Raw genomic sequence first — 20525 nt, forward strand, 5'->3', positions numbered from 1 at the left:
GTTTCCCCCTATACAATTTTATTGACGTTGTTTCCTTCTGTATCAGCCGAAACGCCCGGAGATATAATCTTCCGTTCTTGCATCCCGCGGATTGCTGAACAGCGTTTTCGTCTCATCCGCTTCGACGACTTCCCCGTTCAGGAAAAAGACGGTCCGCCCGGATACGCGGGCAGCCTGGTGCATGTTATGGGTCACCATGACGATGGTGTATTTTTCTTTCAGCTCCTGCACGAGCTCCTCGATTTTCAACGTGGAAATCGGATCGAGCGCGGACGTGGCTTCGTCCATCAGCAAAATATCGGGGTTAACCGCCAGCGCACGCGCGATGCAAAGACGCTGCTGCTGCCCCCCGGACAAGCTGAGCGCGGAACGCTTCAAATAATCTTTGACCTCTTCCCACAACGCCGCTTGGCGCAGGCTTTCTTCCACGATGCCGTCCAGCGTGCTTTTGCTGCGGATGCCGTGGAGGCGCGGGCCGTAGGCCACATTGTCGTAGATCGATTTCGGGAACGGGTTCGGCTGCTGGAATACCATGCCGACGCGCTTGCGCAGCTCTTCCACGTAGACGTCCTTGGCATAAATGCCGACGCCGCCGATTTTGATGGAGCCTTCGATGCGCGCGCCGGCAATCATGTCGTTCATTCGGTTCAGCGTCCGCAGCAGCGTCGATTTCCCGCAGCCGGACGGGCCGATCAAGGCGGTGACCGTATTTTTCGGGATATCCAGATTTATATTTTTCAAAGCATGGAATTGTTCGTAATATAGATTCAAATCTTCGATTTCGATAATGTTTTCCATGTATAATTCAGGTCTCCTTCGTTCAATGGGATGTCCTGTCGATAAGCCGCTTGGGGCAGTTGGACCTGCAACTCCATTTCATTGTATAACGGTTATGTAAAAGCTGTGCGCCGCGATTGTAAACGCAGTGTAAAATGTAAAACCGAAAGATTCCGTTTTTCCCGCTATTTCAGTCTAATGTCCGCTCCAATTCCTGTTTTACGCTGAATGCCTGTTTGGCCGTATCCTGGGCGAGCCGGTATACCGATTGTCCCGTCTTCTCGACCTGATCCGTGGCTTGTTCGAGTTCCCCGAATATCCGGCTGCCTTCGGCCAACCGCTTCGCTCCGGACTCGATCCGGCGGACTCCCGACGCGGTCAGCGTCCCGGTTTCCCCGGCCAGCTCGCTGATGGATTCGAGCAGCTGCGAAATATCCGCGGCAAGCTTCCGGGTTTGGGAAGCCAGCGACCTGACCTCCGCCGCCACGATTTGGAAGCCCCGGCCCTGGCTGCCTGCATGGGCGGCTTCGATCGACGCGTTGATGGCGAGCAGGCCGCTTTGATCCGCCAGGTCGGCGATGCCTTTCGTCAGCGCGGAAATCTGCCCCGCATGTTCGATGAGGCGCTCCGCCTGCTCCTGATTGCGGTTCATGAGGGCTACGGCCTCGGTGTACGATTCGCCCGCTTCGTTCAGCCTCCGCCGGCCTTCCGCCGTCCATTCCTTCATCCGGAGGCATTCGGTTAACGTCAGGTTCGCCGCCTCTTCCACCTCGGATAAGGATTGTTCCATTCCGCTTACATGCCCGTAATTTTCAAGGACGGTATGCTTTCGCCGCTCTTCCGCTTCCTCCTGCAGCTCCCCGGACATTTTCATCAGGTCGAGCACCGTCAGCACGCCCGTGAACCGGCCGTTGTCGGTTACGATAACGCAATCGTAAAATCGCGACTCCGGTCTTGCCAAAGCGCTTCGGATCATCAAGGCCGGATCGTCATGGATGTCCAGCGCGAGAATTTCTTTTTCGCCAAAATCCTTTACCGGGCGGCGAAAATACAAATCGGCGGCAAAACGGCCGGTCAGCCTCCGGTAAAACGCCTCCTTCATCAGCAGTCCTTCCGGACGCATCCCTTCCCCGCAGATCACGATGCACGGAAGATGCGGCTGCTCCTTCAGCAGGTCGAAAGCTTCCCTGCAAGTCATGTCCGGGTCGACCCCCGGCACGTTTCGCAAATATCCGGCAGCGGACCGTCCGGGTCCCTTTGTTTTCGATTCGATGGACGCTGCTGTTTTGCCGGTTGCGGCGCGGCCGTTCCGTGCGCTCCCGGTACCTCGCCGATGAAGATCGTTTTCTGTCTTGTTCTCCATGTGCAGCGTGCTCAAAGTCGACTCCCCCTAAATATGTCTGTTTTAGCTGCATCATACCGCGGAAGGATTAACGGAGAATGCAGGAAGGATTCGGGGATTGTAAATTCCATAAAAAAAAGAAGCCCCCATCATTGCGGTTGATGATGAGCGCTTCCTTTGTTGATGACAAGTTTATATCCGACCCCGCGGATGGAGTCGATGTGCACCGATTCGGGTTCCAGCTCCAGCTTTTTGCGGAGCGAGCTGACATGGACGTCCACCGTGCGCTGGCCGCCGATGTAATCGAAGCCCCAAACGGCATTCATCAAATCGTCCCGGGTCAACACGACGCCCGGCTTGCGCGCCAAGTAAAGCAGGACCTCAAATTCCTTCGGCCGCAAACTGATGCTGGTTCCGCCCAGCAGCACTTCGTATTTCTCGGGGAAAATCTCCAGCTTGCCGAGACGGATGGCCGAGTCCGAGGTTTGCGGCGCAGCTTCCTCCTTCACTCCCGATACGCGGCGCAGCACCGTGGCGACTCTCGCTAGCAGCTCGGACACGCCGAACGGCTTGGTAATGTAATCGTCGGCGCCGAGCTTCAAGCCCTGGACGACTTCTTCTTCGGCATTTTTGGCAGTTAAAATAATGACCGGCGTCGTGATGCCTTTCCCGCGCAGCTTGCCCAGAATGTCGAATCCGTTCATTCCCGGCAGCATCAAATCCAGCACGATCAAATCGAACGGCTCCTGCACCGCGCGCTCGAAGCCGGTTGTCCCATGATCCGACGTAGTCACTTCATACCCTTCCTGCGTCAGATTGTAGGACAGCAATCTGGCGAGCGTCGGTTCGTCTTCGATAACCAGCAAACGCTGTGACATGTATTGTACCCCCGCTTCCATAAACAATGGTTTCTGCTTTAGCAAGTCCATTGTATCATTTCATTGTAAACGCTGTGTAAACAAACGCAAAAAGAGACGACCACGCTTGCAGCCATTTTACATTCATTTTATTCCTGCAGCATCGGCAGTTCAACCGTAAAGGTGGTTCCGATGCCCAGTTCGCTGTCCACGGAAATATCGCCGTGATGCAGCTCCACCAGGTGCTTCACGATGGACAGCCCTAAGCCGGTTCCGCCCGAACTTCGGGATCTCGCCTTATCCACGCGGTAGAACCTCTCGAAAATGCGCGGCTGGTCTTTTTTCGGGATGCCGATGCCGGTATCGGTCACCTTGATCACGACCTTTTCCGTTCCTTCGGCGTCCTGCAGCTCGCGGACCTTCAGCTCGACCTTGCCGCCGTCCTGCGTGTAGCTTACGGCATTGGACAGCAGATTCAGCAAAATTTGGCGCAGCTTGTCTTCATCCGCTTCGATAAACAGCTCCTCGGGAATATCGGCATGGAGCGCAATCCTTTTTTTCTCGGCCACGGTCGCCATCGTATCCATGATCGATCCGCAAAAAGAAGCCAAATGAACCGGCGCGTAATCCATCGGAGAACGCCTGGATTCGATTTTGGACAAATCGAGAATGTCGCTGATCAGCCGGTTCAACCGCTCGCTTTCGTCGTAAATGATCTGCAGGAAGGACCTCGCGGTTTCCTCGTCCTTGACCCCTCCGCCAAGCAGCGTCTCGGCAAATCCTTTGACCGCGGCCACCGGCGTCTTCAGCTCATGCGATACGTTCGCCACGAATTCGCTTCTCATGTTCTCGAGGCGGCGGATCGCCGTAATGTTCTGGAGCAGGAACAACATGCCTTTAAAACGGTCGTCCTCTCCGAACATCGGCACGCCGTCCAGTCGAAGAATCGTTTCCTCCGGCTGGTAGACGATCCGTTCCTCATGGATGAAATCCCGCTGCCCGATCCCATCCTGAATGAGGCGCGTCAGCTCGTAATACTGCTTCATTTCGGTGACGGAACGGCCCGTTAACTGCCCGCCTTTCAGATGCAGCATACGCTCTGCGGCCGGATTGATTAAAGCCACCGTACCTTCGGGGTTGACCAGCAATATGCCGGTGGTCATGTTATCCAGCACGCTCTGCAGCAGGTTCTCATTGTCGCGGATCGTTTGCAGCTGATTTTGCAGGCTGTCGGCCATGCCGTTGATCGCCTTCGCCAGCTCGCCGATTTCGTCCTTTCGCGTGATGTTGACCCTGGCGTCGTAATCCAGCTTCGTAATCCTTCCCGCCACTCTCGTGATTTTTTCCAGGGGGGACGTCAGTCCCGCCGCAACGCGGTAGCTGACAACCGCCGCCACGACGAACAAAATGGCCAAACCTCCCGCCATCAGCGTCCAGCCTTTCCGCACGCCCTGATCGACGAACGCCAGGCTGACCGACAGCCGAATGAAGCCGTCATAATCTTCTCCGGCCACGACGGGGACCGCAACATACAACATATCTTCCTTCAACGTGGAGCTATGTCTGATCGCATACCCCGATCCCTTTCGGGCGGCATCGACGATCTCTTCGCGTCCGCTGTGGTTGTCCATTTGCCGCGGATCGCTCTCCGAATCCCCGATGACCGTGCCGTCTTTCGATATAAAAGTGACCCGGGAGTCCGTCAAAGCCGCCAGCTCCCTGGCTTCGCGGGTATAATAAGCCATGGCGTCCCCGCCTTGCGTCGGGCGGAAATCAAAGGTCCGGCTGAGCAGCTGGATTTCCCGGATCATGTTTTCCTCCAGCGCCGATATATGGGATTTCTCGAATACCCGGGCCATGGTGAATCCCGCCCCGGCCATGGATATCCCGATCATGACCATTAAAATCAAAGTAAGCCTGATGCGAAAGGGTCTCATGTCATGTCTTCCTTTTCATGGATTGGCATTAATTCCTTCTCTTATCCTATCCCGAAATCTTCCCAATGAAAAGCATGCCGTTTCGGGTAGCCCGCCGTCCGGGCATAAGAGTATAATAATAACCGAATGTTAAGGCTGGATTAAATTTTTACCTAAGGAGCGTATTTCTTTGGACTTTCCGATGACTGCTTATTTGTACCGATTGCAATACATCCGGCGCTGGAGCCTGATGCGAAACACAAGAACCGAAAACGTCGCGGAGCATTCGTTCCACGTATCGCTGTTGACCCATCTGCTGTGCCTGATCGGGAACACGTATTTCGGCCGGAATTTGAACGCGGACCGCGCAGCCACCCTAGCGTTGTACCATGACGCCGTCGAGGTATTTACCGGCGATATCGCGACGCCGGTTAAACATAACAATCCCCAGCTGCTGGCGAGCTTTCGCGAAATGGAGAGCATTGCGGCACAGCGGCTGGCGGCGATGGCTCCTCCCGAGCTTCAAGGGGAATACGCCGCCCTGTTCCGCCAAGATTCGGGCGATGAGGAGCAGCGCGAGCTGCTGGGGTATGTCAAAGCCGCCGACAGTCTGGACGCCTATCTCAAATGCGCCTTGGAGGTCGCTTCCGGCAATCGCGAGTTCGCCGTAGCCAAAGAGCAGACCTTGGCCAAAATCAAGCAGCTTCAGCTGCCTGAAGCCGACTATTTCCTGGAGCATATGGCTCCGAGCTTCGACATGTCGCTCGATGAGCTGTCGCAGCTTGTGCCGGATTCGGAGTGACTTTTCGAACAACGCTGAAAGGAAACCGGAAACCGAACGCAAAAAAAAGGTTGGGCGGATCTTACATCCGCCCAACCTTTTTTGTTTTTTCGAGTACGCGATTAACCGTTGACGATCTCCCCGCCATTGACGTGGATGACTTGGCCGCTCACGTAAGAAGAATCGTCCGACGCCAGATAGACGTACGCAGGCGCAAGCTCTTCCGGCTGCCCCGGACGTTTCATCGGCGTATCTCCCCCGAATTGGCTTACCTGCTGCTCGTCGAACGTGGACGGGATGAGAGGCGTCCAAATCGGTCCGGGCGCCACCGCATTGACGCGGATGCCTTTCGGCGCCACGTTCATCGACAAGGCGCGCGTGAAGCTGACGATTGCGCCCTTGGTGGAGGAGTAATCGATCAGCGTCGGGTTGCCTTTGTAAGCCGTCACTGATGCCGTGTTGACGATGGCGCTGCCGCTCTTCAAATACGGCATCGCCATTTTCGTCATAAAAAACATGCCGAATATATTCGTACGGAACGTGCGCTCCAGCTGCTCCTTCGTAATATCCTCGATTTTCTGCTGCGGATGCTGCTCGGCGGCGTTGTTGACCAGAACGTCCAATCCTCCCAGTTCCTGCACCGTCTGGTTCACGGCGTTTTTGCAAAACGCCTCGTCGCCGATATCGCCCGGAATCAGCAGGCATTTGCGCCCTTCCTGCTCGATCTGCCGTTTCGTCTCCTCCGCGTCCCCGTGCTCGTTCAGGTATACGATCGAGATATCCGCGCCTTCTTTCGCGAACGCAACGGCCACGGCCCGTCCGATCCCGCTGTCGCCCCCGGTGATAATGACCTTTTTGTTCTTCAGCTTTCCGGCGGCAACGTAATCTTTCGGCTCGTATTTCGGCCGCGGATTCATTTCCGATTCGATCCCCGGCTGTTGGTTCTGGTGCTGGGGAGGCATTGTTTGTTTGCTTTGCTGATTTCCTGACATGATTCATGCTCCTTTCCGTGTTGATCTTGGCTTTGGGTCCATTTCTGGCACACAGGATACCATTCCCATATTAGGATGCAAGTAAAACAAACCCTTTATTCGTCCGACGATGTTTACTTACCCTGATATCCGGATCAATAAACACCGAAAAAAAACATCCTTCCCGCCATGGGAAGGATGTTTTTCCTTTATTTCAGCAAGTTAGTTCAAGTTAGATGATGTGGTTGTACACCATGAAAAACAGCATCACAAGCACGCAAATCGCCAGCAATGCGCTGAGCGTGCGGATTTTTCCGGTTTCGACCGAAATGTCGCGGTTATTTTTAATCCCGTCCACGGCAAGACGAAGCGGTTTGCCCATCATGCCGCTGATGGCTCCGATCGCCAAGAACAAAATAACGACAACGATCATCCAAGGCACGGAGTATTCCCCTTGGCTCATCAAATATCCGCCGGTAAGCAATTGAATGATCAGCGCGATTTGCGCATACGTGTTTAATCCGCGGATGGCCGTCGCGCTGCCTTCCTGGGCAGACAGGGACAATTTGGTCACTTTTCCAACGACGAACGGCAAAATCAAATAAAATCCCAGAGCAGCGGCACCAATAATATGTATGAATAACATTACCATTGCCATGAACAGTATCCCTCCACTAGTGTCTATGATTTAGATTACACTCATTATCATTTTACACCAACCAAAAGAAAAGAAAACCTCTAAATCGTGAACAAAATTAGAGGTTTTCTTAAAATGATGCATGCTTTACAAGCGGTCCGTTACGCGTTCACCACGGCGATGACGCTGCGGACGGAATCTGCCGATTTGTCGAGCGCCGCTTTTTCTTCGGACGTCAGCTCCAGCTCGAACACCTTTTCGATGCCGTCGCCGCCGAGAATCGCGGGAACGCCGAGGAACAAATCGTTGTAGCCGTATTCGCCTTCGAGGTAGGCGATGACCGGAATGATCCGTTTTTTGTCCTTAAGGATGGCTTCGGCCATCTGGACAAGGGAAGCCGCAGGCGCATAATATGCGCTGCCGTTGCCGAGCAGGTTGACGATTTCGCCGCCGCCCACGCGGGTCCGCTGCACGATCGCCTCGATGCGGTCCGCAGGGATCAGCTTGTCGATCGGGATGCCGCCGACGTTCGAATAACGAACGAGAGGGACCATGTCGTCGCCGTGTCCGCCAAGCACGAAGCCGCGAACGTCCTCCACGGATACGTTCAGCTCCTGCGCGATAAACGTGCAGTAACGGGCGGTATCCAGCACCCCGGATTGGCCGATGACGCGGTTTTTAGGGAAACCGAGCGTTTGGTACGCGACGTACGTCATGGCGTCCACCGGATTGCTCAGGATGATGACGATCGATTCCGGAGCGACCTTTTTTACGTTTTCGCAAACCGATCTCATGATGCCCGCATTCGTGTTCACGAGATCGTCGCGGCTCATGCCCGGTTTGCGGGCTACGCCGGCCGTGATGATGACGATGTCGGAGCCGGCCGCGTCGTCGTAGTTCGAAGTGCCGATAATCTGGCTGTCGAAGCCCTGCACCGGACTCGCTTCGAGCATGTCGAGCGCTTTGCCTTTCGTCGGGTTTTCCAGTTGAGGGATATCCAGCAATACCACGTTTCCTAGTTCTTTTTGAGCCAGCATTAAAGCCGTAGTCGCGCCGGTGAACCCGGCGCCTACAACCGTAATTTTTTTACGTGTTAATGCCATTTACCTCACTCCTACATGTTTTTGATGACTTCATCTGCAAACTCGGAGCATTTCACTTGGGTTGCGCCGTCCATCAGGCGGGCAAAGTCGTAAGTAACGGTTTTGTTGTTGATCGAAGTTTCCATGCCTTTGTAGATCAGGTCGGCCGCTTCCTGCCATCCGAGGTGCTCAAGCAGCATAACGCCGGACAGGATAACGGATCCAGGGTTCACCACGTCTTTGTCCGCGTATTTCGGAGCCGTGCCGTGCGTAGCTTCGAAAATTGCATGGCCGGTTACGTAGTTGATGTTCGCGCCCGGAGCGATGCCGATGCCGCCGATTTGGGCCGCAAGCGCGTCGGACAGGTAGTCGCCGTTCAGGTTCAGCGTCGCGATGACGTCGAAGTCGGTCGGACGAGTCAACACTTGCTGCAGGGCGATGTCCGCAATCGCGTCCTTCACGATGATTTTGCCTTCGGCTTCCGCAGCGCTTTGAGCGGCATTTGCGGCGTCTACGCCGTCTTTTTCCTTAATGGCGTCGTATTGGGCCCAAGTGAACACTTTATCGCCGAACTCCTGCTCGGCCACTTCGTAGCCCCAGTTTTTGAACGCCCCTTCGGTGAATTTCATGATGTTGCCTTTGTGAACGAGCGTAACGCTCTTGCGGCCGTGTTTGATGGCATATTCGACCGCGGCGCGGACGAGGCGCTTGGAGCCTTCGGAGGAAACCGGCTTGATGCCGATACCGGAAGTTTCAGGGAAACGGATTTTGTTGACGCCCATTTCTTCCTGAAGGAATTTGATGACCTTTTTCACTTCTTCGGAGCCTTCTTTGTATTCGATCCCTGCATAAATATCTTCGGTATTTTCACGGAAAATAACCATGTCGACTTGCTCAGGATGCTTAACCGGCGAAGGCACGCCGTTGAAATAACGCACAGGACGCAGGCAGACGTACAGATCGAGCTCTTGGCGAAGCGCCACGTTCAGGGAACGGATGCCGCCGCCGATCGGCGTAGTCAAAGGTCCTTTGATCGCAACGATATATTCACGGATGGCTTCCAGCGTATCGTTCGGCAGCCATTCTCCGTATGTATTAAAAGCTTTTTCGCCGGCGAATACTTCATACCACGCGATTTTTTTGGAGCCGCCGTAAGCCTTGTCCACCGCAGCGTCCAAAACGCGTTTCGATGCTTTCCAGATGTCGCGGCCGGTGCCGTCCCCTTCGATAAAAGGAATGATCGGGTTGTTAGGCACCTGGAGCTTGCCGTTTACGATTTCGATTTTTTCACCCTCGGTAGGAAGTGCGAACTTTTCCAATTTCATTATGAACATCCTCCTTCGTTTTCATAAACATGATTTCTGGATCCATAGACAGCCGCATAGGGGCTCCGAAAACGCGCGGCATGCGGCGCTTCGGTCCCCTGCATCATCTTTTGCCCGTTAAGCGCGTTGTTCCACCGGCACGTATTTCTGATCGGTCAAACCGACGTATTCGGCACGCGGACGGATGATCCGGTTGTTCTCGTATTGCTCGAGAATGTGCGCGGTCCATCCGGACACGCGGCTGATGGCAAAAATCGGAGTAAACAACTCGTGATTGATCCCTAGCTGAGTATACACAGAAGCGGAGTAGAAATCCACATTTGGACGCAAACCTTTTTGGCTCGTGACCAGGTCGTCGATCTTGACGGACATTTCGTACAGCCGCGTATCGCCTTTCATTTCGCCGAGCTCGCGGGACATTTTTTGCAAATGCTTCGCGCGCGGATCGCCGTTTTTGTAGACGCGGTGGCCGAAGCCCATGATCTTGTCGCGGTTTTCCAGCTTGTTCATGATGTACGGTTCCACGTTTTCGATCGATCCGATTTCGTTCAGCATTTTCATGACGGCTTCGTTGGCTCCGCCGTGCAGCGGCCCCTTCAAAGCGCCGATCGCCGAAGTCACGCCGGAATAGATGTCTGAAAGCGTAGCCACGGTTACGCGCGCGGCAAACGTGGATGCGTTCAGCTCATGGTCCGCATGCAGCACAAGCGCCTGATCCAATGCTTTCACCGAAACCTCTTCCGGCTTTTCGCCTCTCAGCATGTACAGGAAGTTTTCGGCAATGGACGCCCCGGCCAGCGGCGCCACCGGCTCCTTGCCGTCGCGAATGCGGGCCAGCGCGGCGATGACGGTAGGCAGCTTCGCCTGAAGGCGGATCGCCTTGCGTTCGTTCGCCTCACGGCTCATGTCATCGGCTTCCGCGTCGTACAAGGCAAGTGCCGATACCGCCGAACGGAGAGCAGCCATCGTGTTTGTATCTTTAGGATATGATTTCATTTGCTGGATGACTTGATCCGGAATGGTAGCTTCGTTGCTTAAATCCTGTTGGAGCTGTTTCAGTTCTGCCTCGTTAGGCAGCTTTCCGAACCACAGCAGATAGGCTACTTCTTCAAAACTTGCGTTCTGCGCAAGGTCATCGATATTGTAACCGCGGTATGTGAGCACACCGTCCACGATCGAACTGATGGAAGAAGCTGCGGCGACAATTCCCTCAAGGCCTTTCGTAGCTGTCATCGTACATCTCTCCTTTGTAAAACGGATTTTAAAACAGATCAAACGAGCCGTGAAAACATTTACATTTTATTTGAAAGAAAAAAGACGGCCGTCCGCCATTCTACCTGACAATGAAGGGCGCCAAGTAATGGAATCACTATTATCATAAAGTATTTTGTCGGATATGTGAACATAAGCGCCCCCGATAAGAGCATCAAATTGTTTTATCGGGTGAATAAAATAATTTTTATCATGCAGCCAAACGCTGCATTTAACGGCGATAAATCGTGATTTTTCCGTCTTTCATTTTCCGCTCGAGCCATCTCAGGATCAGGAAACGGTACAGCGGGCGGGTCAGCGGGAACACCATCGTAAAGCCCACGATGTCGGTAAGGAACCCCGGAACGACCAGCAGCACACCGCCGATAAACACGCATAACCCGTCGACGAGGTTTCTCCCCGGGACCTGCCCGGCGTTCATCCGAGCGCGCGAATCTTCCAGCACCTTGCGCCCTTCGAAACGCATCATGACCATCCCGATGACGGAGGTTACGATGGTTAACAGGAACGTGTTGCCGGCTCCGACCCGGCTTGCCACCAGGTCAAAGCCGTAAATTTCGGCAGCCACGACGATCAATACGGCAAGCGGCCATTTCCACATTACGAAACGCCTCCCCCGGCGAGCGCCCTCTCCAGTGCGGCATAAAGCTCCGGAGCGCTTTTGTCCAGCCTGACGGGCTGCCATTCGCGGCTTACCCATACGTGGCTCGTCGAACCCGACACCAGCAGCTCTCCGGGCAGCTCCAGCCCCTCTGCGCAGGCCATGGCATCCCATCCGCCGCGTTCCTCGGCCGAAAGCCTTCTTACCTCGTATGCATATTTGATCCTTAATTTCGAAAAGGAGGTCATCCGCGTAAAAATCGTAATTTCATCGTCATAGCGGGCAGGCTGGCTGAATTTCATGTCGAGGTCCGTGACGGGCAGCAACACCCCCTGCTCCTCCATGCTTCGGTATGTAATGCCAAGCTCGCGGATCATTTCGGTCCGCCCGATCTCAAACCAGTTCAAATAATTGGCGTGGTAGACGACACCCATCTGGTCGCTTTCCTGATAGCGAACCCGGATGGTTGTGCGGTACCAACGGCTGAGCTTGTCTCCCATGTCTTTTCCCATGTCTGCCAAAGTCCCTTCTTTGAAAATTCATGCATTGTTTCCAGTATAACATAGGGCTTCGCAACTCTCGAATTTGCGGCAAAAGACACCCCTATAACAGCGCCCGTTAGGTATTTTGTTCCATTTCATCTCCATATTATTCAATTAAACTCAGGCCTCCCGGAACCACAAAAAAGCTGCGCAGGAATCGTCCTGCACAGCTTTTCATACGGTCATACGGTATTTTCTAAAACCCCGGCAGCTTACTCGTTCGGGATTTGGCTTACTTTCACCAGGTTCGTCGAACCGGATTGTCCAAGCGGAACGCCTGCGGTAATGACAACCAGATCTCCCGGTTTTACCAGGCCGGATTCCAATCCGCCCTTCAGGGAGTATTCGAACATTTCGTCCGTGGAGCTTGCCGTTTTGCCTTGGATCGGCGTTACGCCCCAAGTTAAAGCCAGTTGGCGAAGCGTACGCTCTTTGGTCGTTACGGCGATGATCGGAGCCTGCGGACGGTATTTGGACACGACGCGGGCCGTCAAGCCGGATTCCGTGGAAGAAATGATCGCTTTTGCGTTCAAATCGAGCGCGGAGATCGCCACCGATTGGCTGATCGCTTCCGTCACGGTCGTTTCCTGCGCGATTCTTTGCTTCAGGAAAATTTCGCGGTAATTCAGCGCGGACTCCGCTTTTTCCGCGATGCGGGACATCGTCAGCACGGATTCTACCGGATATTTCCCTGCAGCCGTTTCGCCGGAAAGCATGATGGCGTCGGTGCCGTCAAAAATGGCGTTGGCCACGTCGCTCGCTTCGGCGCGGGTCGGACGCGGGTTGCGCTGCATCGAATCCAGCATTTGCGTCGCGGTAATGACCGGCTTGCCTGCAAGGTTACATTTCTCGATCATGCGTTTTTGCACCAAAGGCACTTCTTCCGCAGGAATTTCGACGCCGAGGTCGCCGCGGGCAACCATCAAGCCGTCGGAAGCTTCGAGAATTTCGTCGAGGTTGTCCACGCCTTGCTGGTTCTCGATCTTGGAAATGATTTTGATATGGCTTGCGTTATGCTTGGCCAGCAAATCGCGAATTTCTTGAACGTCGCTTGCTTTGCGGACGAAGGAGGCTGCGATAAAATCGATGTCCTGCTCGATCCCAAACACGATATCGTTGGCGTCTTTTTCCGTGATTCCCGGCAAAGAAATCGCCACGCCCGGCACGTTAACGCCCTTCTTGGATTTGATTGTGCCTCCGTTGACGATGCGGCATTTGATCTCGGTGCCTTCGACGCCGACAACCGTCAGCCCGATCAGACCGTCGTCGATCAAAATGGTGGAACCGACCTCCACGTCGTTAGGCAGGTCTTTGTAAGTAATGGAGATGCGGTCCTTGTCTCCCAGAATTTCTTCCGTCGTCAGCGTGATGTATTCGTCTTGAACAAGCTCGATCGGCTCTACGGCCAGTTTGCCCGTGCGAATTTCCGGACCTTTCGTGTCCAGCAGGATCGCTACGGTTTTGTTAAGCTCCTTGGCAGCCTGGCGGATGTTTTTGATCCGGTTGCCGTGCTCCTCGAAATCGCCGTGCGAGAAGTTCAGACGAGCGACGTTCATGCCTGCGAGAATCAGTTTCTTCGTGTTTTCCAACGATTCGCTCGAAGGTCCGATGGTACATACGATTTTAGTTTTGCGCATTTGGGTCTCCTCCGTTTTTCATAAAAAATCTCTCTATCCTAAACATCTATAACCAAAAACTTAATTTACTACAAATTTAAGGCTTTGTATAGGAACTTTGTCATATCTATCTTTGACAAGAAGTGCCTATTCTATTGCTGTGGCAGCCGAAGATTGCTCAAATGCGAATTTTCCGATTTTGCGGAATTTCCGGTATCTGTCTTCTTTCAGAGCTTCGCCGTCCATGCCGGACAGTTCCTCCAAATGCCGGATCAGCGCCTCTTTGATCGCCGAAGCCGTCCATTCGTAGTTTTTGTGGGCGCCTCCGACCGGCTCGGGAACGATCTCTTCGATCACTTCGAATCCAAGCAGATCCTTGGCCGTAATTTTCATCGCCTCGGCGGCCTGATCGGCCTTCGAAGCATCCTTCCACAAAATCGACGCGGCTCCGTTCGGCGAAATCGCCGAATAAATGGCATGCTCAAGCATCAGCACACGGTTGCCTACGGCCAAAGCAAGAGCACCGCCGCTTCCACCTTCGCCGATGATCACACAAATGACGGGAACGCCGAGCGCGGCCATATCCCGCAAATTGCGGGCGATCGCTTCGGATTGTCCCCTCTCTTCTGCTGTATTGCCCGGATACGCGCCTTTGGTATCGACGAACGTAATGATCGGGCGTTTGAATTTGTCTGCCTGCTGCATCAGCCGCAGCGCTTTGCGGAAGCCTTCCGGATGCGCGCTGCCGAAGAAACGGGCAATGTTATCCTTGGTATCCTTGCCCCGCTGCTGGCCGATGACCGTCACCGGTTTTCCGTCCAGCTTGGCAAGACCGCCAACGACGGCAAGATCGTCGCCGAACAGCCGGTCGCCGTGGAGCTCAATGAAATCGGTAAAAATAAGCTGAATCAGGTCAAGCGAGGTCGGACGCTGCTGATGTCTGGCCACATGCATTTTCTGACTCGGAGAAATGTTGGAATAAATTTCGTGTTCCAGCTCCGCATAGCGTTCTTCCAGCCTTGAAATTTCGTCGGAAAAGTCGATCCCCTTGTCCTGTCCGAACTGCTTCAGCTCGTTGATTTTTTGCCGCATCTCGACAAGGGGTTTTTCAAAAGGCAATTCTCCCGCCATTTAGTACCCCCCTTTCACGCTGTGCATCTCAAGGAGCTTGTACAGCATGGAACGAAGCTCTTTGCGATGGACCACCAGATCGAGCTGGCCGTGGGCCATGTTGAATTCCGCGGTCTGAAAATCATCCGGCAGCTTCTGGCGGATGGTCTGTTCGATAACGATCCGTCCCGCAAAACCAAATAGTGCTCCCGGTTCTGCAATGATGATGTCGCCAAGCATCGCAAAACTGGCGGAAACACCACCAAACGTTGGATCCGTGATCACGGAAATGTATAGACCGCCCTTTTCGTTAAAACGCGCCAGGGCAGCGCTTGTTTTCGCCATCTGCATCAGGCTGAGGATGCTCTCCTGCATGCGGGCCCCGCCTGAGGTCGAAAAGATGATGAGCGGCAGTTCTTTCTCCGTCGCGACTTCCACGGCCCTCGTAATTTTTTCGCCGACGACGGAGCCCATGCTGCCGGAAAAGAAATCGAAGCTCATGACGGCCACGACAACCGGCAGTTCATCGATCGTTCCTTGTCCGGTAACGACTGCCTCGCGCAGGTCGGACTTCATTCGCTGCTGCTCCAGCTTCGTCGCATACCCCGGGAATTCCAGCTCGTCCACCGATACCATGCCGCCGTCAAATTCCTGAAAGCTTCCTTCGTCCAGAAGCATATGGATCCGTTCCATGGCGTTCAGGCGCATATGGTACCCGCAGCTCGGGCAAACCTTCAAATTTTTCTCCAGCTCTTTGCTGTATTGAATCGTACCGCACTTCGGACATTTATTCATGAGCCCTTCGGGAACTTCCCGCCGGGGTCTCTCGCTTTCGCCAGGCTCGCCGCCTCTTCCTACACGATCTGAAGGAATGGTCGCGTACTTCCTTTTTTTCTGAAACAAGTCTTTAAACACAACTACACCTCTCCAGCCGTTTATTTACTCAGCCGCATCAATCGTTCAACCAATCTGAAACGCCGTTTACATTTATCCCGGGAGATTAAGGATGCAATATAGAATTCAGCACTTCCTGGACTTCCTCCAGCTCCCCGGAGGGAACCAGAATTTCAAATTGCTGCTTGGATAAGTTGACCGGACGGCTTTTCACCAAAAATCCTTCTTCGGTTAGCTTGGCCTGGATCATTTCCGCAACCTTCGCGGTTGGCGCGATATAGATGACCGTCCACATGCCTTTCGTCAGCCCCCTAATCTCATGTTTCTTTAGCCCGCATAATGAAACAATGATAACATAACTCTGTTTTTTCCCGCAAGAAAGAACGGTTCGGCGGATCAAGGGGCGTCGAAAGGCCCGGGATTGTTCAGGAGCCGGAAAGGCCGGAGCCGGGATATGTTTTGGCGCCTTCATGCCTGTGGGCGATGCGGGCCGACGCCGCAGCAGCAAGCCCTGCCACCAGATCGTCCAAAAAAACGTGGATTTCGCCCTTTTTATCGTTCAGCTCCGCGATGATCCCGGTTTTTTCTTTATCCAAATATCCAAAGCTCGTCAATCCGATCATACCATACACGTTGGTGATGCCGACAGCCAAAGTCTCGTCGACGCCATACAGCGGTTCATCCGCCTCCATGATGGCCTGAAGCGGCTGAGGCAGCAGCTTTTGCTCCGCCAGCTCGTCGAGGGCGATCCCCGTAAAAAGCGTATACTGCACCTCCCGCTTCCCAAGCACGGCTTTGACGCTTTCGATGCAATCCTGCACCGTCAAAAGAGGGTGGTAAGCCAGCTGGAGCTGGAGCACGATCTCCGCAATGTCCTCGACCTTGACTCCACGCCGGTTCAGCATGGCTACCGCTGCTTCATACGACATCCGTCATTCCCCCCGCATACGCCGCCGGGGCCTATGGTTTTCGAAAAAAAGCTCCCGGCGCTTCAAAATGTTGTCCCCAAAAGGGTGTTTCTAAGTGTATGCGGAAACGTCCGGAAACGTTCGTAAAATCGGGGTAAACGCCGGCGCAAGCGAGATATCGGCCGACCCGGGCAGTGCTTGATCGGAAGTCGTACAAGGCGCATGATCCCGTTAACCGAATTTTTAATTATTTGATCCGGACCGTCCCTTCGCCGAGCATCCGCTCCATCTCGGCAATGAGCCCGGACGAAGGATCGATCCGGTAAGCGTCGCTTAAAGCTAGCAGCTTCTGGCTTTGCTCATAGAACAGCACGGTCTGCGCCGGGCCCGGATGCTCCTGCAGGAGCACCTTCAAGCGGACAAGCAGGTCGGGATTCTGCTCCGTCTGCGGCGTTATTTTGACGAATACGCGCTGCGAAGCGGTTTTCCCCTGCCCCGGTGCAGCCGGCCGGTTGTCCGGAGCGGCGCCGCCGGCCCGCGGCTCTTCGGGGGCGGGCGCCGGTTTTCGTTCCGGCCGGGAATAGCTCTTTGCCGGGGCGGACTTGGCCTTGGAACGTCTCGCCAGCTGCGCGAGCGCCGCTTCGTCCAGCGGCAGCACGTCCTCTGCCAGCAGCTTGAAGCCCTCGTCCTGCTGCTGGACCTTGGCGCGGAGCGCCAGCAGAGCCCCTTTGCCGACATGCTGCGAGCAGCGCCTCCACACTTCCGGGAACAGCACCACTTCGCAGCGCTCGATCTGGTCCTCCACTTCCATGAAGGCCATCGCTTTTCCCTGCTTGGTCGTAATGGTTTTGACCGAAATGACCATGGCGGCGACGATCGTTTGCGATTCGTCGGCCGCCTCCGCCAGATCCATCAGGCGGTCGACGCCGGGGACGTCCAGCGCCGCATCGTAATCGTCGAGCGGATGGCCGGACAAATACAGGCCGAGCAGCTCCCGTTCGAGCTCCAGCTGCTGTCCGGCCGAAAACGGCGGGATGTCGGGATATTCGATATCCCAGTTCGGCGTCTCGACAAAATCAAACAGCTGGATCTGCAAATCTTCGCGCTCCTTGCGCCATTTCACAGCCGCTTCGACCGTTTCGTCGAGCATGGCAAGCAGCTGGGCGCGATGGCCGGGCAGCGAATCGAAGGCCCCGGCCTGGATGAGCGATTCGATCACCCGCTTGTTGCACACCCGCAGGTCGATCCGACGGCAGAAATCCAGCAGGCTTTCGAAAGGTTTTTCTTCCCTGACGAGCATCATGTTTTCGACGGCCTGCGTGCCGACATTTTTGATGGCCCCCAGCCCGAAACGGATATGGCCCGGGCCGTGCTGCGAACCCGCTTCGTCCGCGACCGGCGTAAAAAGCACGCCGCTTTCGTTGACGTCCGGCGGCAGCACCTCGATGTTCATCCGGCGGCATTCGAGCACGTATTCCGCGACTTTGCGGTGGCTGCCCATGACGGCCGTCAGCATCGATGCCATGAACTGCACCGGGTAATGGGCCTTCAGGTATGCCGTCTGGAACGCGAGCACCGCGTAGGCCGCGGCGTGGGCGCGCGGAAAGCCGTAATCCGCGAAGCGCACGATCATGTCGTAGACGCGGTTTGCGTCCTCTTCGCTGTATCCCTGCTTCAAGCTGCCGGCGACGAAATGGCTTCGCTCCTGATCCAGCACCTCGCGTTTTTTCTTCGATACGGCGCGGCGGAGCAAATCCGCCTCCCCGAGCGAAAAGCCCGCCATCAGCGAGGCGATTTTCATGATTTGTTCCTGATACACGATGATGCCGTAGGTATCGCTCAAAATCGGCTTCAGGTCCTCATGGGGATAATCGACGTCCACCAAGCCATGCTTGGACTGGATGAACTTCGGAATGAACTCCATCGGACCCGGGCGGTACAGCGCCACGACCGAAATGATGTCCTCGAAAACGGAAGGCTTCAGCTCCTTCAACACCCTGCGGATGCCGGCCGATTCCAGCTGGAAGATCCCCGTCGTTTCCCCGCTTCCGAGCATGTCGTACGTTTTTTCGTCGTCGTCGGGAATGCTTTGGAAATCCGGGACTTCCCCCGTCATTTCCCCAATCCATTTCATGCAGCGTTCGATGATGGACAACGTCCGGAGCCCGAGAAAATCCATTTTGAGCAGCCCGATGCTCTCCAGGTTTTCCATCGAATACTGCGTCAGCGCCGCTTGTTCGCTGCCTTCCTGCAGCGGCACCGCATCGGTGAGCGGATCGCGCGATATGACGACGCCCGCGGCGTGTGTCGAAGCGTGGCGGGGCATCCCTTCCACCTTCATGGCCATGTCGAGCAATTCGCGGATTTTCGCGTTTTGCTGCGCGTAAGCCTGCAGTTCCCCGCTCATCTCGAGCGCCCGTTTAATACTGATGCCGTGCGCGGACGGGATGAGCTTGGCCGCCTTGTCCACTTCCCCGTAAGGCACGTTGAGCGCCCTGCCGACGTCGCGCACCGCTGCCCGCGCCGCCATCGTGCCGAACGTAATGATTTGGGCCACATGCTCGTGGCCGTATTTGTCGGCGACGTAGCGGATGACCTCGTCGCGCCGCTCGTCGCTGAAATCGATATCGATATCCGGCATCGTCACGCGTTCCGGATTCAGGAATCGTTCAAAGAGAAGATGATATTTGATCGGATCGACATTGGTGATTTCAAGCACGTACGCAACGAGGCTGCCTGCCGAAGATCCCCTGCCGGGCCCCGTCACGATGCCTTGGCTGTGGGCGTAAGCGATAAAGTCCCAGACGATCAGGAAATAATCGCTGAAGCCCATGCTTTCGATGACGCCGAGCTCATAGTCCAGGCGTTTGTCCAGTTCCTCCCGGCCTTCGGGCGAGGTCCACAGCTCCGTTTTTTCATAGCGTTTGGCCAGGCCCTCGCGGCACAGGCTGCGCAAATACGCGGCCGAATCCATGCCTTCGGGCAGCGGCCGGTATTCCGGGAGAATGGACCGCCCGAATTCCAGCTCGAGGCTGCATTTGTCCGCGATCGCGGCCGTATTGGCGACGGCCTGCGGCACATGCGGAAACAAGCGGGCCATTTCCTCCCCGCTTTTTAAGTACAATTGGTCCGTCTGGATTTGCAGCCGGCCCTCATCCTCGATCGTTTTGCCCGTCCCGATGCAGATCAGCACGTCCTGCATGGCGGCGTCCTCGCGTTTCAAATAATGAACGTCGTTGGTTACGGCCAGCTCGATGCCAAGCTCTTCCGCAAGCTCGATCAACTGCGGGTTGACGCGCTTTTGTTCGGGCAGCCCGTGATCCTGAAGCTCCAGGTAGAAATCTTCCCCGAAAATATCGCGGTAACGGATCGCCGCCTTGCGCGCTTCTTCCGTCCTTCCATGCAGAAGATGCTGCGGCACTTCGCCGCCGAGGCAGGCGCTAAGGCAGACGATCCCCTCGTGGTGGGCCTTCAAGGCATCCATGTCGATCCGCGGTTTATAATGGTATCCTTCCAAATGGCCGATCGAGCACAATTTCATCAAGTTCCGGTAACCGGTCTCGTTTTTGGCCAGAAGGATCAGATGGTAAATCGGCTGGTCTTTGCGGCTGCCCCGCTCCTTGCGCGAGCCGGCCGTAAGATAAGCCTCGCAGCCGATGATCGGCTTGATGCCGGCCGCAACGCAAGCTTTATAAAAAGGCACGGCGCCGTACATGACCCCGTGGTCGGTCAGCGCCAGCGCCTTCATCCCGTATTCGGCGGCCCCGCGGACAAGGTCCGAGATCCGTGCCGCTCCATCCAGGAGGCTGTATTCGCTATGCACATGAAGATGCACAAATGAACTCATAACACTTCTCCTTTTGGTCCGCTTGGGATGCGGAAAGCGCCATCCCT

Annotated in this window: 18 protein-coding genes; 1 reads left to right on the forward strand and 17 read right to left on the reverse strand. The window is 55.2% G+C overall.

From position 1 onward, the window contains the following. Nucleotides 1-42: 42 nt before the first annotated feature. The 4 genes from pstB to MKY58_RS20130 form a co-directional block, all read right to left on the reverse strand. On the reverse strand, nt 43-798 hold the full coding sequence (gene pstB / locus MKY58_RS20115; protein ID WP_339321814.1) for a phosphate ABC transporter ATP-binding protein PstB: 756 nt from the start codon (nt 796-798) through the stop codon (nt 43-45). 169 nt (nt 799-967) lie between these two features. Continuing rightward, the gene (locus tag MKY58_RS20120; protein WP_339321815.1) at nt 968-2155 is read right to left on the reverse strand and encodes a methyl-accepting chemotaxis protein; all 1188 of its coding nucleotides are present in this window, start codon (nt 2153-2155) and stop codon (nt 968-970) included. 113 nt (nt 2156-2268) lie between these two features. Next, nucleotides 2269-2997: a response regulator transcription factor gene (locus tag MKY58_RS20125; RefSeq protein ID WP_339321816.1), complete on the reverse strand. Its 729-nt coding sequence runs from the start codon at nt 2995-2997 to the stop codon at nt 2269-2271. A 128-nt stretch (nt 2998-3125) separates the two neighbouring features. Further along, nucleotides 3126-4913, reverse strand: coding sequence for an ATP-binding protein (locus MKY58_RS20130; protein ID WP_339321817.1), 1788 nt, complete (start codon nt 4911-4913; stop codon nt 3126-3128). 169 nt (nt 4914-5082) lie between these two features. Here MKY58_RS20130 and yfbR point away from each other — a divergent pair, with 169 nt between their 5' ends. Further along, a complete protein-coding gene (gene yfbR, locus MKY58_RS20135) occupies nt 5083-5694 on the forward strand; it encodes a 5'-deoxynucleotidase (RefSeq protein ID WP_339321818.1) in 612 nt (203 codons plus the stop codon). 101 nt (nt 5695-5795) lie between these two features. Here yfbR and MKY58_RS20140 read toward each other — a convergent pair whose 3' ends face one another. From MKY58_RS20140 to MKY58_RS20200, 13 genes are all read right to left on the reverse strand, one after another. Further along, on the reverse strand, nt 5796-6665 hold the full coding sequence (locus tag MKY58_RS20140) for an SDR family oxidoreductase (RefSeq protein ID WP_036707864.1): 870 nt from the start codon (nt 6663-6665) through the stop codon (nt 5796-5798). A 211-nt stretch (nt 6666-6876) separates the two neighbouring features. After that, a complete protein-coding gene (locus tag MKY58_RS20145; RefSeq protein WP_212951956.1) occupies nt 6877-7302 on the reverse strand; it encodes a hypothetical protein in 426 nt (141 codons plus the stop codon). A gap of 140 nt (nt 7303-7442) precedes the next feature. Then, nucleotides 7443-8384 (reverse strand): malate dehydrogenase, encoded by a 942-nt coding sequence (gene mdh / locus MKY58_RS20150; RefSeq protein WP_339321819.1) that lies wholly within the window; start codon nt 8382-8384, stop codon nt 7443-7445. Between the two features lie 11 nt (nt 8385-8395). Beyond that, the gene (gene icd / locus MKY58_RS20155; protein ID WP_036707858.1) at nt 8396-9688 is read right to left on the reverse strand and encodes an NADP-dependent isocitrate dehydrogenase; all 1293 of its coding nucleotides are present in this window, start codon (nt 9686-9688) and stop codon (nt 8396-8398) included. A gap of 117 nt (nt 9689-9805) precedes the next feature. After that, the gene (citZ, locus tag MKY58_RS20160) at nt 9806-10921 is read right to left on the reverse strand and encodes a citrate synthase (RefSeq protein ID WP_212951968.1); all 1116 of its coding nucleotides are present in this window, start codon (nt 10919-10921) and stop codon (nt 9806-9808) included. Nucleotides 10922-11171: 250 nt separating this feature from the next. Beyond that, nucleotides 11172-11561, reverse strand: a complete 390-nt coding sequence (locus MKY58_RS20165; protein WP_339321820.1) for an FxsA family protein — start codon at nt 11559-11561, stop codon at nt 11172-11174. Further along, nucleotides 11561-12073, reverse strand: coding sequence for a thioesterase family protein (locus MKY58_RS20170; RefSeq protein ID WP_339321821.1), 513 nt, complete (start codon nt 12071-12073; stop codon nt 11561-11563). Before MKY58_RS20170 ends, MKY58_RS20165 begins: the two co-directional genes overlap by 1 nt. Nucleotides 12074-12315: 242 nt before the next feature. Next, the gene (pyk, locus tag MKY58_RS20175; protein WP_339321822.1) at nt 12316-13740 is read right to left on the reverse strand and encodes a pyruvate kinase; all 1425 of its coding nucleotides are present in this window, start codon (nt 13738-13740) and stop codon (nt 12316-12318) included. A 126-nt stretch (nt 13741-13866) separates the two neighbouring features. Beyond that, on the reverse strand, nt 13867-14850 hold the full coding sequence (locus MKY58_RS20180) for an acetyl-CoA carboxylase carboxyltransferase subunit alpha (protein ID WP_339321823.1): 984 nt from the start codon (nt 14848-14850) through the stop codon (nt 13867-13869). After that, nucleotides 14851-15744, reverse strand: a complete 894-nt coding sequence (accD, locus tag MKY58_RS20185; protein WP_339321824.1) for an acetyl-CoA carboxylase, carboxyltransferase subunit beta — start codon at nt 15742-15744, stop codon at nt 14851-14853. Nucleotides 15745-15829: 85 nt separating this feature from the next. Continuing rightward, nucleotides 15830-16018 (reverse strand): hypothetical protein, encoded by a 189-nt coding sequence (locus tag MKY58_RS20190; protein ID WP_036707848.1) that lies wholly within the window; start codon nt 16016-16018, stop codon nt 15830-15832. A 130-nt stretch (nt 16019-16148) separates the two neighbouring features. Continuing rightward, the gene (locus tag MKY58_RS20195; RefSeq protein WP_339321825.1) at nt 16149-16652 is read right to left on the reverse strand and encodes a phosphatidylglycerophosphatase A; all 504 of its coding nucleotides are present in this window, start codon (nt 16650-16652) and stop codon (nt 16149-16151) included. Nucleotides 16653-16878: 226 nt separating this feature from the next. Beyond that, entirely contained in the window at nt 16879-20478 is a 3600-nt protein-coding gene (locus MKY58_RS20200; protein WP_339321826.1) for a DNA polymerase III subunit alpha, read from the reverse strand. Between the last annotated feature and the right edge of the window lie 47 nt (nt 20479-20525).

Source organism: Paenibacillus sp. FSL W8-0194 (assembly GCF_037969745.1).
GTDB lineage: Bacteria > Bacillota > Bacilli > Paenibacillales > Paenibacillaceae > Paenibacillus_AQ > Paenibacillus_AQ cookii.